Origin of the sequence: Deinococcus grandis (assembly GCF_001485435.1) — a bacterium.
Lineage (GTDB): Bacteria > Deinococcota > Deinococci > Deinococcales > Deinococcaceae > Deinococcus > Deinococcus grandis.
This window is the reverse complement of sequence record NZ_BCMS01000001.1, coordinates 2792914-2807500: the sequence shown is the minus strand read 5'-3', so window position 1 is coordinate 2807500 and position 14587 is coordinate 2792914. Positions and strand designations below refer to the sequence as shown.

Sequence of the window (14587 nt, the reverse complement as noted above, 5' to 3'; positions counted from 1 at the left end):
CGCGCGGTCTGTGCCGACGCCGGAGCGCCCGCCTGCGTGATGCACATGCAGGGCGAACCGCGCACCATGCAGCGCGACCCGCACTACGCCGACGTGGTGCAAGAGGTGCATGATTACCTGCACGTCCAGGCGCGCGAGGCCCTGGCCGCCGGGGTGCCGGACGTGATCCTCGACCCGGGCATCGGCTTCGGGAAGACGCTGGAGCACAACCTCGCGCTGCTGCGGGCCCTGCCCGACCTGACAGGCGGGCCGCACCCCGTCCTGATCGGCGCGAGCCGCAAACGCCTGATCGACTTCATTGCGGACGTTCCGGTCGCGGCCGACCGCGATCCAGGCAGCCTCGCGCTGCACCTGCACGCCGCGCGCGGCGGCGCGGCCATCGTGCGCGCCCACGCCGCCGCCGCGCACGTGCAGGCGCTGCGGGTCCAGACCGCACTGAACGCGGGCTGACCCGCACCCACTACACTCGTGAGATGACGACCCCCACCCCCCCGCACAGCCGCGTCGTGCTGCAGGGCCTGGAATTCCACGCCCGGCACGGCGTGTTCGACACCGAGGCCGTCCTGGGCGCCCGCTTCATCGTGGACGCCGAACTGCACTACCCCTTCGCCGGACTGACCGACGACCTGAACGAGGCCGTGAACTACGCCGAGGTGTACGCCGCCATCCAGCAGGAAGTCACCGTGCCCCGCCATCAGCTGATCGAGGTGCTCGCCGACCGGATCGCGCGGCGCGTCCTGCGCGACCAGCCCAGGGTGACGCACGTCACCGTGCGCGTCCACAAGCCCTTCGCGCCGCTGCCCGGCGTGTTCCGCGACGTGTACGCCGAACTGACCCTGCGCCGCGAGGACCTGTGACCACCCCGCAGACCGCCGCGTTCATCGCGCTGGGCGCCAACCTGGGCGACCCCTTGACCACTCTGCGCCGGGCCGTGACCGAATTGCGCACCCTGGGCACCGTGAAGGCCCTGTCGCGGCTGTACCGTACCGCGCCCGTCGGCGGGCCCGCCGGGCAGCCCGAGTACCTGAACGCCGCCCTCTGTCTGCACACCCCCCTGAGCGCCCACGCCCTCCTGGCGGGCCTGCACGACATCGAGGCCCGCGCCGGACGCACCCGCACCGAACGCTGGGAGGCCCGCACCCTGGACCTCGACCTGATCCTGCACGGCACCCTGATCAGCGACAACCCCGCCCTGCACCTGCCGCACCCGCGCGCCTGGGACCGCGCGTTCGTGCTGGCCCCCCTGAGCGACCTGCACCCGCACCTGCCGCACCCCGTGACGGGCGAGACCGTCAGTGCCGCGCTGGCCCGCGCCGACCGCCGGGGCGTGGAAGCCCACATCGACGACTGGTTCAACGACTGGCACTGACCCGCGCCCTGATTCGTTCCCCGACCGGTGACCACACTGCGGCGCCGCCCGCCATTCCCAGGCGGCGCGGGACGCTATGCTGGGCGGTGACATGAGCAAGCACACCACATCCACCAGCCACGGAGGCGCTGGCCGCGCGCTGCTGTGGGTTGCCATCATCCTGACCGTGGCCCTCCTGGGCTTCGTGACCGCCACCGCCGTCCGCGCCAACCCCATCTACAGCGACCGGGACGCCAACGGCATCAGCAAGTACAAGTTCATCGAGGCCTGCAAGGAAATCGCCGAGGACACCGAGGAACTCACCGTCGGCGCCATGGGTCAGGCCATTCCCCTGAAGACGCTGGTCGAGCAGAGCAGCCCCCTGAAAGCCGGGGATGAACTGCACGCCGCCGTGGAGGCGGAACCCGCCGAGATCATCAAGGCCACCCAGACCGTCGAGGGTGGCGGCTGGACCCTCACCGCGCCCGTCACGATCGCCGTGCACAGCGGCGAACGCGTGAACACCCTGGGTCAGCTGCCCATGGCCTGCACGCACGACAAGAAGACCGGCAAGACCACCGCCACCCTGAACCTCCCCGGCCAGTAAGTACGAGACACAGCAAGGCCCCGGCAGACGCACTGCCGGGGCCTTCGCCTGTTCCGGTGACAGCCCGGCGCCCTTATAAGGATTCCGTCTGTTTCGTTGACAGATCGGAACGCCACCGATCTGCCAACTCCACGCCCGGAACCCGCTTCGCTCCTTCTCGCATCCGCTCGGGTTGAACGGTTTTTGCAAACCATTCAACCGGAGTCCGTATTACAGCACGACGTCCAGGCCGCTCAGGCACTCCTCGGCAATCGCGCGGGCCAGCGGATCACGCGTGCTGCGCGCGTAACTGACGCCCAGCTGCAGGTGCCGCTGTCCATCCGGGCCGCCCAGCAACTCCAGCGTCTGGTAGAACGCCAGGTGCGTGTGCGCCAGCAGCACGTCCCGCGTCCGCTCGGGCGGCAGCACGCACAGCAGGTCCAGCGCCTCGCGGTACAGGCGCAGCGCGCGGCCCTGATCGCCCTCCACGGCACTCTCCCGCCCCAGTTGCAGGGCGCGGGCGGCCGACAGGTAATCACTGCGCATGCCGGGGATTCTAGCGCGGGCCAGTCACTCAACCGCGTGCAGGCTCAGCGTGCCGTCCCCGGCGCTGCCGTCGATGGTCAGCACCTCCAGGCGGCACGGGAGGTCGTCGCGGCCCAGTTCGCGCGTCAGGTAGGTCAGCGCGGCGCGCTGCATCAGCGCCAGCTTGCGCGGCGTGACGGACTCCGCCGCGCTGCCGAAACGCGCCGAGCGGCGCTGGCGGACCTCGGTGAACACCAGCGTCCCGCCCGGCTCGCGCGAGATCACGTCGATCTCCCCGCCGGGAATGCGGTAGTTGCGGGCCAGCACCTCGCGGCCCAGCCCGCTCAGGAACGCGGCGGCGCGGTCCTCGGCCTGCGCGCCCTTCACGCCAGCCAGTCGGGCCAGGACGTGAAGTCCGCCGCGGCCAGCGCCGCCCCCGCCGCCAGCAGCGCCGACTCCGGCGCGGTGGTCGTCAGGGCCACAATCCGGCAGCCCGCCCCGGCCGCGCTGCGCACGCCGTTCACGGCGTCCTCGTGCGCGAGGCAGTCGGCGGCATTCAGGCCCAGCCGCTGCGCGCCCAGCAGGAACGGCTCCGGGTGAGGTTTGCCGCGCGTGACGTCCTCGCCCAGTACCCGCGTCACGAAGCGCGGCCCGAAACCCAGCTGCTCCATGCCGAACGCCACGTTCACCGCGTCGGCACTCGTGACCAGCGCGAACGGAATCCCCCGCGCGTCCAGGGCGTCCAGGTGGGCACTCAGGCCCGCCACCTCGCGCAGCGCTCCCGCCGCCAGTGACCGGTAGCGGCCCTCCTTCGCGTCGTGAAAGCGGGCGGCCAGCGCCTCGTCCGGGTAGGTGCCGGTCAGGCGCTCAATGATCTCCGGGTTGCGGCCCCCGTCCACCTTGTGATCCAGGTCCTCTTCCGAGAGGGTCAGGCCCAGCACCTCCAGCGCCACCTCCTGCCACGCCTGCCGGTGAAAGGCGTTGTTCGCGGTCAGGACGCCGTCCATGTCGAACAGCACCCCGGCGGGCCGCCACGGCCAGTCGCTCACAGCGGGTCCGGCCCGTGCCCCAGGTCCAGCAGCAGCTCGCGGTACAGGCGGCCCGCGTCGCGGCGCACGTCGTCCAGCGAGGCGTCCTCGTCCGCGAACTCCGCGGCCGTCTCCAGCGCGGCCTCCAGCACCCCCGCGTAGATCGGCCAGCGCCCGGTGGGGGCCTCGTCGAGCACCTCCTCGGTGTCCGCCATCGGCTCGCCGTCCAGCACGCGCAGCGCCGAATCCGCCGCCGCCCGCTCGGCGTCCTTGCGGCTGCGGCCCGATCCGCCCTCGCCCAGCGGCTCGCCGCCGATCCGCACCGTCACGTGGAACGTCCGCTGGTGGGGCGGACCGTCGGACGACACCTCGAATTCCGGCGCGCCCAGGCCCAGGCTCAGGGCGCGCGCGATCAGGTCACCTTTCGCGTTCATGCACCCCAGCCTACCCGCTACGCTGAAGGTATGCGCCTCCCGACCCTCCTGCTGCCCCTGCTGCTCGGCTCGGCCCTCGCCGCCCCGGCCCCCACGCCCGTCCAGCCGGGGCAGACCTGGACGCTGAGCGCCACCACCTTCGACGGCGAGGTGCTGAGCACGGCCCTGCGCCTGACCGCTGCGCCGCCCACCCCCACCGCGCCCGGCACCTACCGCGCCGACCGGGGCAGCCTGCTGCTCGATGCGACCGCCGACACGCTGATCGCCCTGGACCTGAAAGACGCCCGCGAGGGCGGCCTGGGCCTCGCCTGCGCGCTGCGCCTGAGCACCCTGGTCCAGCCCGGCGCGACCGGCGTGCTCGCCAGCGGCCCCCTGAGCGACCTGCCCGCCGCGCTGGAACGTGTCCTGGCCGTTCTGGACGTGACCCGCACGCCGCAGGAACAGGCCGACGCCGCGCGCGAACTGCGCCTGGGCCAGTGCACCCTGACGCGGGCCCCCACGCCCTGACCACCCGCCGCACGGCCGGTGCGCTACCCTGAACCCCCGGAGCAACGCCGCCCCCACCCGCCCACGTGTGCGGGTGCCGACCCATGCCCTCCGGAGGCCCCCGCCGTGACCCTGACCCCCACCCGCCCCAGCGCCCGCCAGATCGTGCTGGGCCTGCAACACTCCATCGCCATGTTCGGCGCGACCGTCCTGGTCCCCATCCTGGTCGGCCTGTCCCCCAGCGTCGCGCTGTTCGGCGCGGGCGTCGCCACGCTGATCTTCCACCTGCTCACGCGCGGTCAGGTCCCGATCTTCCTGGGCAGCTCGTTCGCGTTCATCGCGCCCACCGCGCTGGTCGTCAAGGAATTCGGCCCTGCCGCCGCCGGGGGCGGCCTGATCGCCGCCGGAGCCATGTACCTGCTGTTCAGCGGCCTCGTGAAACTCCTGGGTACGGACAGGCTGCTGCGGGTGTTCCCGCCCGTCGTGACCGGCCCCGTCATCATCGTGATCGGCCTGGGCCTCAGCAGCGTCGCCGTGAACCAGGCCAAGACGAACTGGTGGCTGGCCCTCGTCACGCTGGCTGCCGCCGTCATTGCCAGCATCTACGGGAAGGGCCTGTTCCGCATGATTCCCATCCTGGTCGGCGTCGTCACCGGGTACGTCGTGTCCCTCCTGACCGGGCAGGTGACCCAGGACGGCCTGAACGCCATCGCCGCCGCGCCCCTGCTGGGCCTCCCGGACTTCCACGCGCCCACCCTGGACTGGCGGGCCGTGGCGATCATCGCGCCCGTCGCGGTCGTCACGTTCATCGAACACGTCGGCGACGTCATCGTGAACGGCCGCGTCGTCGGAAAGAACTTCCTCGAGAAACCCGGCCTGAGCCGCACCCTGTTCGCCGACGGGCTGGCGAACATGAGCAGCGCCGCGCTCGGCGGCCCCGCCGCCACCACCTACGCCGAGAACACCGGCGTCCTCGCCCTCACCCGCGTGTACGACCCGCGCGTCCTCCAGATCGGCGCCGTGTTCGCCGTCCTGTTCGGCTGCTCCCCGAAACTCGCCGCGGTGCTCAAGAGCCTCCCGCAGGGCGTGCTGGGCGGCGTGAGCATCCTGCTGTTCGGCATGATCGCCTCGGTCGGCATCCGCACCCTCAGTGAGGCGCGGATCGACTTCGCGCACAGCCGCAACCTCATCATCGTGTCCCTGATCCTCGTGCTGGGCCTCGGCGGCGCCGCGTTCCCCATCAGCGTCGCGGGCACCAGCCTCGAACTGCACGGCATGGCCCTCGCCGCGCTGGTCGGCATCGTCGCGAACCTCATCCTGCCCGCGCAGACACCCGAAACGGACGAACCCGGACGCACCCTGCACTGACGTCCACGCATGAGCGGCGGGCCACCCCGGATCAGAGGGTGGCCCGTCGCTTCATGGCTGTGGGTCAGCGTCTGCCCTTGCGGCGGACCTTCTGCCCAGGGACGGTGGCCTGCTGGAACTCCTTGCCCTGGAGTTTCGCCTCGATGGCGCGGATCTGGTCGCGTAGGCTAGCGGCGCGTTCGAAGTCGAGGTCCTCGGAGGCCTGCCACATGTCGAGTTCCAGGTCCGTGAGCTGCGCGGACAGAGCGTCGCGGTCGTCGCCGACGGTGGCGGAGCTGATCTCGCCCGGCTGCTCCTCGCCGCGGATGACGTCGCGCACACCCTTGATGACGGTGGTGGGGGTGATGCCGTGGGTCTCGTTGTACGCCATCTGTTTCTCGCGGCGGCGGGCGGTCTCGTCCATGGCGAACTGCATGGCGGGCGTGATGGAGTCGGCGTACAGGATGACCTCGCCGTTCACGTTGCGGGCGGCGCGGCCGATGGTCTGGATCAGGGCGCGTTCACTGCGCAGGAAGCCGGGCTTGTCCGCGTCGAGGATGGCGACCAGCGAGACCTCCGGCAGGTCGAGACCCTCGCGCAGCAGGTTGATGCCGACCAGCACGTCGTAGTGTCCCAGGCGCAGGTCGCGGATGATCACCTGACGCTCGACGCTGTCGATGTCGCTGTGCATGTAGCGCGCCTTCACGCCCTTCTCCAGCAGGTACTCGGTGAGGTCCTCGGACATCCGCTTCGTGAGGGTCGTGACCAGGGTGCGTTCGCCCTTCGCGCTGCGTTCGCGGACGCGGCCCAGCAGGTCCTCGATCTGACCCTGGATGGGCCGGATGCCCACCGGCGGGTCGATCAGGCCGGTCGGGCGGATGATCTGATCGGCCACGCTGTCACTGTGCTCGCGTTCGTACGGGCCGGGCGTGGCGGACACGAACACCAGCTGCCCGGTCTTGCTCATGAACTCGTCGAAGTTCAGCGGGCGGTTGTCCATCGCCGACGGCAGGCGGAAGCCGTAGTCCACCAGCGTCTGCTTCCTGGCCCGGTCGCCGTTCGCCATCCCACCGATCTGCGGGACCGTCACGTGCGACTCGTCGATGAACGTCACGAAGTCATCCGGGAAGTAATCCAGCATGGTGTACGGCGTGTGCCCCGCCGCGCGCCCGTCGATGTGCCGCGAGTAGTTCTCGATGCCCGAGCAGTACCCCAGGACCTTGAGCATCTCCAGGTCGTAGAGGGTGCGTTCCTTCAGGCGCTGCGCCTCCAGCAGCTTCCCGGTGGACTTGAAGTACTCCAGCCGCTCGTCCAGTTCCTGCTGGATGGTCACGATGGCCCGCTCGATGTTCCCCGCACTGCTCACGTAATGCTTGGCGGGGTAGATGACGGTCGCGTCCAGATCCGCCAGCCGGTCCCCGGTCAGCGGATGCACCACGCTGATGCGTTCCACGTCGTCGCCCCACAGTTCCACCCGCAGGGGCTGCTCGTCGTAGGCGGGCCACACCGTCACCACCTCGCCCTTCACCCCGAAGCGGCCCGGCATGAGTTCCACGTCGTTCCGCTCGTACTGCATGTTCACCAGCCGCCCCAGCAGCTCGTCGCGCGGCATCTGCCCGCCCTTCTTCAGGATGGCGTTCAGCGCCGTGTACTCCTTCGGGTCGCCCAGGCCGTAGATGCAGCTGACACTGGCGACCACGATCGTGTCCCGGCGCGTCAACAGACTGCGCGTCGTCGAGTGCCGCAGCCGCTCAATCTCCTGGTTGATGCTGGCGTCCTTCTCGATGAACAGGTCCTTGCCCGGCACGTACGCCTCGGGCTGGTAGTAGTCGTAGTAACTGATGAAGAACTCCACCGCCGCGTCCGGGAAGAACTCCCGGAACTCGGATGCCAGTTGCGCCGTGAGGATCTTGTTCGGCGCCATGATCAACGCCGGTCGCTGGGTTTCCTCGATGACCTTCGCCATGCTGTAGGTGTTGTGGACGAACAGGCCGCCCCGACCGGTCAGGAAGGTCTCGAAACCGTCCACGCTGAAGTCGTACACGAAGGGCGTCTCGGGCGCCATCGTCTCGTTGGTCTCGACTGGCGACCAGTGAACATCGGCCAGCCCCGTGAAGGCCGCGTCGGTCACGTTCAGCGCCTCGCACAGGCGGCGGAACAGACCCGCACTGGGGGCGCGGATGCCGCACTCGACCGCCGAGACCATCGTGCGCGTGCAACCTGCGGCCTGCGCCACCTGCCGCTGCGACAGCCCAGCCCGCTCCCGTTCGGCCAGCAGGCGCCCACCCACGCCGGGAACCACATCCACGTTCGTGTTGCCCTCACCGGCCCGGTCCAGCAGGTCCGCGAGCGCCGCCTGCTTGCGGGCACTCAGGAACCCGACCCCTTCCTGGAATGCCCGCAGGTTCTCGGCGCCGGACACCGTGACCCTGTGGTACGTGCCCAGCGTGCCGTCCGGGCGGCGCTTCTGCACCTCGCGCAGACGCGCCCACACCCCGAAACGCAGCAGCGCCTCGGCCAGTTCCCCGGCCAGCCGCGCGCTGTTCGTCACGGCCGTGACCGCGCCGCCGTCCACCCCGCCGTCCCCCTCGAAGTACGCGCGGAGCACGCCCGCCAGGAAGGCGTCCGGGAACGCCGCGAAGTTCACCGGCAGACGCTTCTCGCCGGAACGCTCGCCCATCAGTCGGGCCAGCACCTCCCGCCACACCCGGCCCGACAGCACGAAATCACCGTCCGCGCGGCGGAAATACCCGGCCTCCAGTTCGTCCAGCGCCGCTGTGAGCTGCGCCTGTACGTCCGCGTCCCGCACGGAGATCAGCGCGCAGCCCGGCGCGGCGTGCCCCTCCGCGACGTACTGCCCGAGCAGCAGCGCCAGTGCGGGCGTCAGGGGCAGCTGCCCGGCCACGCTGACCGACCGGGCCGAGACGCGCGCCTCGGCAGCGACCGCCAGTCCCTGCGCGACCGCCGCGCGGGCCGCCGTGACGCTCAGGCCACCGCCCCTCTTCCCACGGCGCAGGGCGTGCAGTTTCCCGTCCGGGCGGGCATGATGCCCACGCACGAGATCACGCCACTCCGGGTCACGGTCCGGCGTGTACGGTACCGCCACGTGGAAGGGCGTGCCGTCCAGCAGCGCCAGCGTGTCCAGATGCGTGACCGTCCCGTCCGGTTGCGGCACCCGCCGAGGCACCGGCAGCGCGTCACCGGGCCGCACGTCATCCCCCGCGACCAGCTGAACGTGCCCGCCTCGCAGGACCCACACGCTGTGATCCGCCGTGACCGTCACCTCCCGCCCGCACGCGGTGACCAGCCGGTGCAGCCGCTCCGGCGCGCCGTGCCGCGTCAGGGCTGTCACCGTCCGCCACGCCACCGCGCCGTCCGCCGCGTTCCACGCCAGCACCCGCATCGGATCGGGCGGCGGCAACTCCAGCGAATCCTCGTCCTGCGTGGGCGTGCCGAACAGCCCGTCAATCAGTTCACCGATGGGCAGGCGCCGCACCTGCCCGGCGACCTCCACTGTGACGGGCTCGTGCCACGCCACCGACTTCCCGGTGCCGGTCGCCCCGAGCAGGGTCTGGAACCGGAGGCCGGAGTCCAGGCCGTCGACCAGTGAGCGGATGGCGGTGGGTTGATCCCCGGAGGGCTGGAACGCGGACTTGACCTTGAGCATGGAACCTCCGGAGGGTGGGGGAGAGGGGGTGGGCGCGGCCCGAACGAATCCGCTTATTTTACGCCCCGGACGTAAGTGGATGGTAAGCGAGATGGCTGAAGGGAACCTTGACCTGCGCGCCGTACACTGCCCCCCATGCGCGCCCGTCCTGCTGCCCTGATCTTCATTCTGCTGACCGCCCTGATCGACATCGTCGGGATCGGGCTGATCATCCCCGTGCTGCCGGGGCTGGTGAAGGAACTGGCGGGGTCGGAGGTGGCGGGCGCGCGGACGATCGGGCTGCTGACGGCGGCGTACGCGGTGATGCAGTTCATCTTCGCGCCGATCCTGGGGGTGCTGAGTGACCGCTTCGGGCGGCGGCCGGTGCTGCTGTTCGCGCTGAGCGGCATGGCGCTGGATTACCTGCTGCTGGCGTTCGCGCCGAATCTGGCGTGGCTGTTCGTGGGCCGCATCCTGGCGGGGATCACCGGGGCGAGCCTGACGGTCGCGAACGCGTACATCGCGGACGTGTCCCCGCCGGAGGACCGCGCGAAGAACTTCGGGCTGCTGGGCGCTACGTTCGGGGTGGGGTTCATCCTGGGCCCGGCGCTGGGTGGCCTGCTGGGCGAGTACGGACTGCGGGTGCCGTTCATGGTCGCGGCGGCCCTGACGGGCCTGAACGTCCTGTACGGCCTGTTCGTGCTGCCCGAGTCGCTGCCCGAGAGCAGCCGCGCGCGTGGCCTGCGGCGCGCGGACCTGAATCCGCTGCTGCCGCTGCGGGCGCTGGGCGAGTACCCGATCCTGAGGTCCCTGACGCTGACGTTCGTGCTGCTGGGCCTCGCGGGGCAGGTGATCTTCAGCACGTGGGTGCTGTACACCGAGGGCGTGCTCCGCTGGACGCCAGGGCAGAACGGCGTGGCGCTGGCATTCTTCGGGCTGCTGACCGCCGCCGTGCAGGGCGGCCTGATCGGGCCGTTCATCGCGCGCTTCGGCGAGCGGCGCACCATCATGACCGGACTGGTCAGCAGCATCCTGGAATTCACGGTGCTCAGCGTGGCCCGCAGCGGCGCGCTGCTGTACGCCTCACTGGTCGTGGGCGCGCTGGGCGGCCTCGCGAACCCAGCCCTGCAGGGCCTGATCTCCCGTCAGGTGGGCGAGACCGAGCAGGGCCGCGTGCAGGGCGCGATCACCAGCCTGAACAGCCTCGTGGCGGTCGTGGGTCCCGTCGTGGCGACCAGCGTGTACGCGTTCGGCGTCACGCACGACTTCCCCGGTGCGGCCTTCACCCTGGGCGCGCTGCTGTCCGTGGCGGGCACGCTAGTGATCCTGGGTGTCCTGCGCGGCATGCCGGACACGGGAAAGCCGCAGCAGGGGTGACGGTCAACGGCACTCCCGCGACCTGAGCGCTCACCCCGCCCGAGCCCACTCCCCACTGCCTACTTCCCACTTCCCTCCCGCAGCACTTCCTCCGCGACGGTCAGGAACGCGCGGATGACGGGGTTCTTGCCGTCGCCGCGTCGCCACACGGCGACGATGTCCACGGTGGGGGCGTCCTCGATGGGGCGGTAGGCGACGCCGGGCAGGGACAGGCGGCTGAAGAATTCGATGGGGAGGAACACGCCGACGCCCGCCGCGACCAGGGAGAGGAGGGTGGGGACCTCGATGGCTTCCTGGACGACGTGGGGGGTGAATCCGGCTGTGGAGCACCAGCGCATGACCTGATCGAAGTACGTGGCGCGGATCTGGCGGGGGAAGAACACGAACGGTTCGGCGCGCAGGTCGCTGATCTTCAACCGGCGTTTGCGGGCGAGGGGGTGCGCGGCGGGCAGCGCGGCGACCAGGGGTTGGCGCCAGAGGGCGCGGGAGTCGAGGGTGGGGTCGCGGACGGGCAGCAGCATCAGGCCGATGCCGACCTGCCCGCCGCGCAGCGCGGCTTCCTGTTCCTGCGCGGTGAGTTCGCGCAGGTCCACGCTGACGTTCGGGTACAGCTCCCGGAAGCGCCGTACGATCTCCGGCAGGCCCCCGAACGCCAGGCCGCTGACGAAGCCGACGCTCAGGCGGCCCACCTCTCCGCGGGCGGCGCGGCGGGCGCGTTCGACGGTCTGTCCGGCCAGGGCGAGCGTCTCGCGCGCGCCGATCAGGAATTCCTGCCCGGCGGGGGTCAGTTGCACGCGGCGGGTGGTGCGCAGCACCAGGGGCACCCCGACCTCCTCCTCCAGGTTGCGGATGGAGTTGCTCAGAGCCTGCTGCACGACGAACACGCGTTCGGCGGCCCGCCCGAAGTGTTCCTCCTCGGCGAGGGCCACGAAGTGCCGCAGGTGACGCAGTTCGACCGACATCAGGGACAGCGTAGCGTCCGCCACCCACCAGTGTCAGTGGTGAATCCCATGAGAATTCCCTGTTGGAAGTGTGGGACCGGCGGGGCCTATGCTGGGCAGCATGACGCAGTCTCCCCAGAAGTCGGCACCGCCGAACCGGCCCGCGCGCGCCGGGATGAACGCGCAGGAACGCCAGCAGCTCAACGCGGTCGAGACGCAGGAGTGGCTGGACTCCCTGGCGTACGTGTTCGCCGACGCCGGGGACAACCGCGCGGCGGAACTGCTGGAGGAACTCGATCACTACGCGTACTTCCACGGCGCGCCGATCACGTTCAAGCAGAACACCCCCTACATCAACACCATCGACGTCGATCAGCAGCCCGAGTACCCCGGTGACGCCGAGATCGAACGCCGCATCCGCAACATCATCCGCTGGAACGCCGTCGCCATGGTCATCAAGGCGAACAAGAACAGCGACGGGATCGGCGGGCACCTCAGCACGTACGCCAGCGCCGCCGAGCTGCTGGAGGTGGGCTTCAACCACTTCTTCCGCGGCCACGGCGCCGGGCAGGACCGCGACCTGATCTTCTACCAGGGCCACGCCAGCCCCGGCGTGTACGCCCGCTCCTTCCTGGAGGGCCGTTTCGACGAGGCCCGCATGAACCGCTTCCGCCGCGAACTGCAGCCCGAGGGCGCGGGCCTGAGCAGCTACCCGCACCCCTGGCTGATGCCCGACTACTGGGAATTCCCGACCGTCAGCATGGGCCTGGGTCCCATCCAGGCGATCTACCAGGCGCGCTTCATCAAGTACCTCGAGAACCGCAGCCTGAAACCCAAGGGCGACGCGAAGGTCTGGGCGTTCCTCGGGGACGGCGAGATGGACGAGCCGCAGAGCATCGGCGCGATCCGCTTCGCGGCGTACGAGAACCTCGACAACCTGATCTTCGTGCTGAACGCGAACCTCCAGCGCCTCGACGGGCCGGTGCGCGCGAACAGCAAGGTCATCCAGGAGTTCGAGGCGCTGTTCCGCGGCGCGGGCTGGAACGTCATCAAGGTCATCTGGGACAGCAAGTGGGACGAACTGCTCTCCCGGGACTACAACGGCCACATCGTCAAGCGCTTCGAACTGCTCGTGGACGGCGAATCGCAGCGCTACGCGGCGTTCGGCGGGAAGGAACTGCGCGAGAAGTTCTTCAACACCCCCGAACTCAAGGCCCTGATCGAGGGCTGGAGCGACGCGGACCTGGAACTCCTGAACCGCGGCGGGCACGACATCCACAAGATCTACGCCGCGTACGCCTCGGCCGTGCAGCACAAGGGCAGCCCGACGATCATCATCCCGCGTACCATCAAGGGCTACGGCCTGGGCGAGAGCGCGCAGGCCCGCAACGTCGCCCACCAGGTCAAGAAGCTCGACTTCCACACCCTGAAGGACCTGCGTGACACGCTGGAACTCCCCCTGACCGACGAGCAGGTCGAGCACCTCGAGTACTACCACCCCGGCCCCGACAGCCCCGAGGTGAAGTACGCGCTGGAACGCCGCGCCGCCCTGGGCGGGCCGATTCCCGCCCGCAAGGTCGAGTACCCGCACCCCACCATCCCGAACGGCGAGTTCTACGAGGAGTTCGCCAAGGGCAGCGGCGACCGCCAGGTGAGCACCACCATGGCCGCCGTGCAGATCATCAGCAAACTGCTGCGCGACAAGGAGATCGGCAAGCTCGTCGTGCCCATCGTGCCCGACGAGGCCCGCACCTTCGGCATGGACGCCCTGGTGCCCCGCATCGGCATCTACAGCCCGCGCGGCCAGACGTACACCCCGGTCGACAGCGGCTCGCTGATGGCCTACAAGGAAAGCGTGGACGGCCAGATGCTCGAGGAGGGCATCACCGAGGACGGCGCGATGGCCTCCTGGATCGCGGCGGGCACCGCGTACGCCAACCACGGCGTGCCGACCATCCCGTTCTTCGTGCTGTACTCCATGTTCGGCATGCAGCGCGTCGGTGACCTCGTCTGGGCCGCTGCCGACCAGCGCGCCCGCGGCTTCATCCTCGGGGCGACCGCCGGACGCACCACCCTGGCGGGCGAGGGCCTGCAGCACCAGGACGGCAACAGCCACCTGCAGGCTTACGTCGTCCCGAACCTCAAGACGTACGACCCGGCCTTCGCGTACGAACTGGCCGTGATCATCGAGAGCGGCATCCAGCGCATGTACGTGGACGGCATCGACGAGTTCTACTACGTCACCGTCGACAACGAGAACGAGGTCCAGCCCGCCATGCCCGCCGACGGCCGCAGCCACGAGGAGATCCGCGAGGGCATCGTCCGCGGCCTCTACCGCCTGAACCGCAGCCCCATGAAGAAACCCAAGCTCCAGGCGCAGATCCTCGCCGGGGGCCCCGCCATGGGCGCCGCGCAGGAAGCCGTCACCATGCTCGAGAAGTACGGTGTGGCCGCCGACCTGTGGTCGGTCACGAGCTACAAGGAACTCCACCAGGACGCCCTGCTCGCCCAGCGCCACAACATGCTCCACCCCACCGCCGAACCCCGCGTGCCGTACGTCGCGCAGCAGCTGAGCCGCGAGAACGCCCCCGGCGTCCTGATCTCGGTCAGCGACTACATCAAGCTCGGCGCGGACGGCCTGAACGGCCACCTCGACCGCAAACTCTGGACGCTCGGCACCGACGGCTTCGGCCGCAGCGAAGCGCGCAAGGAACTCCGCGACTTCTTCGAGGTGGACGCCAAGCACGTCGTCCTCGCCACCCTGTACGCCCTCCAGCGCGACGGCAAGATCAAGGGTGAAGTGGTCGCCCAGGCCATCGCCGACCTCGGCATCGACACGGAACGCGACGCTCCGGTACTGCGCTGACGC

General features: G+C 70.2%; 14 protein-coding genes (1 of these 14 cut by a window edge). 8 read left to right on the top strand and 6 right to left on the bottom strand.

Translation table 11 applies throughout. The annotated features are described in order from the left end of the window. The 4 genes from folP to DEIGR_RS13570 form a co-directional block, all read left to right on the top strand. A protein-coding gene (gene folP / locus DEIGR_RS13585; protein WP_058978065.1) for a dihydropteroate synthase crosses the window boundary here: on the top strand, positions 1-450 show its 3' portion. 411 nt of this gene lie to the left of the window's left edge; 450 of the gene's 861 nt are visible here — the last part of the coding sequence; the start codon falls outside the window, past its left edge; its stop codon occupies positions 448-450. Between the two features lie 23 nt (positions 451-473). Continuing rightward, positions 474-857 carry a dihydroneopterin aldolase gene (gene folB / locus DEIGR_RS13580; protein ID WP_058978063.1) on the top strand — a complete coding sequence of 128 codons (384 nt, stop codon included), beginning with the start codon at positions 474-476 and terminating at the stop codon, positions 855-857. Then, positions 854-1369: a 2-amino-4-hydroxy-6-hydroxymethyldihydropteridine diphosphokinase gene (gene folK / locus DEIGR_RS13575; RefSeq protein WP_058978061.1), complete on the top strand. Its 516-nt coding sequence runs from the start codon at positions 854-856 to the stop codon at positions 1367-1369. Before folB ends, folK begins: the two co-directional genes overlap by 4 nt. A 91-nt stretch (positions 1370-1460) precedes the next feature. Beyond that, the gene (locus DEIGR_RS13570) at positions 1461-1955 is read left to right on the top strand and encodes a hypothetical protein (RefSeq protein ID WP_058978059.1); all 495 of its coding nucleotides are present in this window, start codon (positions 1461-1463) and stop codon (positions 1953-1955) included. Between the two features lie 210 nt (positions 1956-2165). On the opposite strand, the gene DEIGR_RS13565 is transcribed toward DEIGR_RS13570, so the two are convergent. From DEIGR_RS13565 to DEIGR_RS13550, 4 genes are read right to left on the bottom strand one after another with little or no spacing between them, the layout of a single operon-like run. Next, positions 2166-2480, bottom strand: a complete 315-nt coding sequence (locus DEIGR_RS13565; RefSeq protein WP_058978057.1) for a hypothetical protein — start codon at positions 2478-2480, stop codon at positions 2166-2168. Between the two features lie 24 nt (positions 2481-2504). Then, on the bottom strand, positions 2505-2846 hold the full coding sequence (locus DEIGR_RS13560; RefSeq protein WP_058978056.1) for a YraN family protein: 342 nt from the start codon (positions 2844-2846) through the stop codon (positions 2505-2507). Continuing rightward, positions 2843-3508: an HAD family hydrolase gene (locus DEIGR_RS13555; protein ID WP_407638326.1), complete on the bottom strand. Its 666-nt coding sequence runs from the start codon at positions 3506-3508 to the stop codon at positions 2843-2845. The genes DEIGR_RS13560 and DEIGR_RS13555 overlap by 4 nt, the downstream gene beginning before the upstream one ends. Continuing rightward, a complete protein-coding gene (locus DEIGR_RS13550) occupies positions 3505-3921 on the bottom strand; it encodes a putative dsRNA-binding protein (protein WP_058978055.1) in 417 nt (138 codons plus the stop codon). The genes DEIGR_RS13555 and DEIGR_RS13550 overlap by 4 nt, the downstream gene beginning before the upstream one ends. A 30-nt stretch (positions 3922-3951) precedes the next feature. Here DEIGR_RS13550 and DEIGR_RS13545 point away from each other — a divergent pair, with 30 nt between their 5' ends. Both DEIGR_RS13545 and DEIGR_RS13540 read left to right on the top strand, forming a co-directional pair. Further along, complete coding sequence (locus DEIGR_RS13545; RefSeq protein WP_058978054.1) at positions 3952-4428, top strand: hypothetical protein; 477 nt, start codon at positions 3952-3954, stop codon at positions 4426-4428. 105 nt (positions 4429-4533) lie between these two features. Next, a complete protein-coding gene (locus tag DEIGR_RS13540) occupies positions 4534-5775 on the top strand; it encodes a uracil-xanthine permease family protein (RefSeq protein ID WP_083524066.1) in 1242 nt (413 codons plus the stop codon). 64 nt (positions 5776-5839) lie between these two features. Here DEIGR_RS13540 and uvrB read toward each other — a convergent pair whose 3' ends face one another. Next, positions 5840-9421 carry an excinuclease ABC subunit UvrB gene (gene uvrB / locus DEIGR_RS21615; protein ID WP_174518662.1) on the bottom strand — a complete coding sequence of 1194 codons (3582 nt, stop codon included), beginning with the start codon at positions 9419-9421 and terminating at the stop codon, positions 5840-5842. Positions 9422-9556: 135 nt separating this feature from the next. On the opposite strand from uvrB, the gene DEIGR_RS13530 reads away from it, so the two are divergent. Continuing rightward, positions 9557-10777 carry a TCR/Tet family MFS transporter gene (locus DEIGR_RS13530; protein ID WP_058978052.1) on the top strand — a complete coding sequence of 407 codons (1221 nt, stop codon included), beginning with the start codon at positions 9557-9559 and terminating at the stop codon, positions 10775-10777. A 59-nt stretch (positions 10778-10836) separates the two neighbouring features. Here DEIGR_RS13530 and DEIGR_RS13525 read toward each other — a convergent pair whose 3' ends face one another. After that, on the bottom strand, positions 10837-11739 hold the full coding sequence (locus tag DEIGR_RS13525; protein ID WP_058978050.1) for a LysR substrate-binding domain-containing protein: 903 nt from the start codon (positions 11737-11739) through the stop codon (positions 10837-10839). A 154-nt stretch (positions 11740-11893) separates the two neighbouring features. Here DEIGR_RS13525 and aceE point away from each other — a divergent pair, with 154 nt between their 5' ends. After that, positions 11894-14584, top strand: coding sequence for a pyruvate dehydrogenase (acetyl-transferring), homodimeric type (aceE, locus tag DEIGR_RS13520; RefSeq protein ID WP_058978755.1), 2691 nt, complete (start codon positions 11894-11896; stop codon positions 14582-14584). Positions 14585-14587 lie beyond the last annotated feature (3 nt).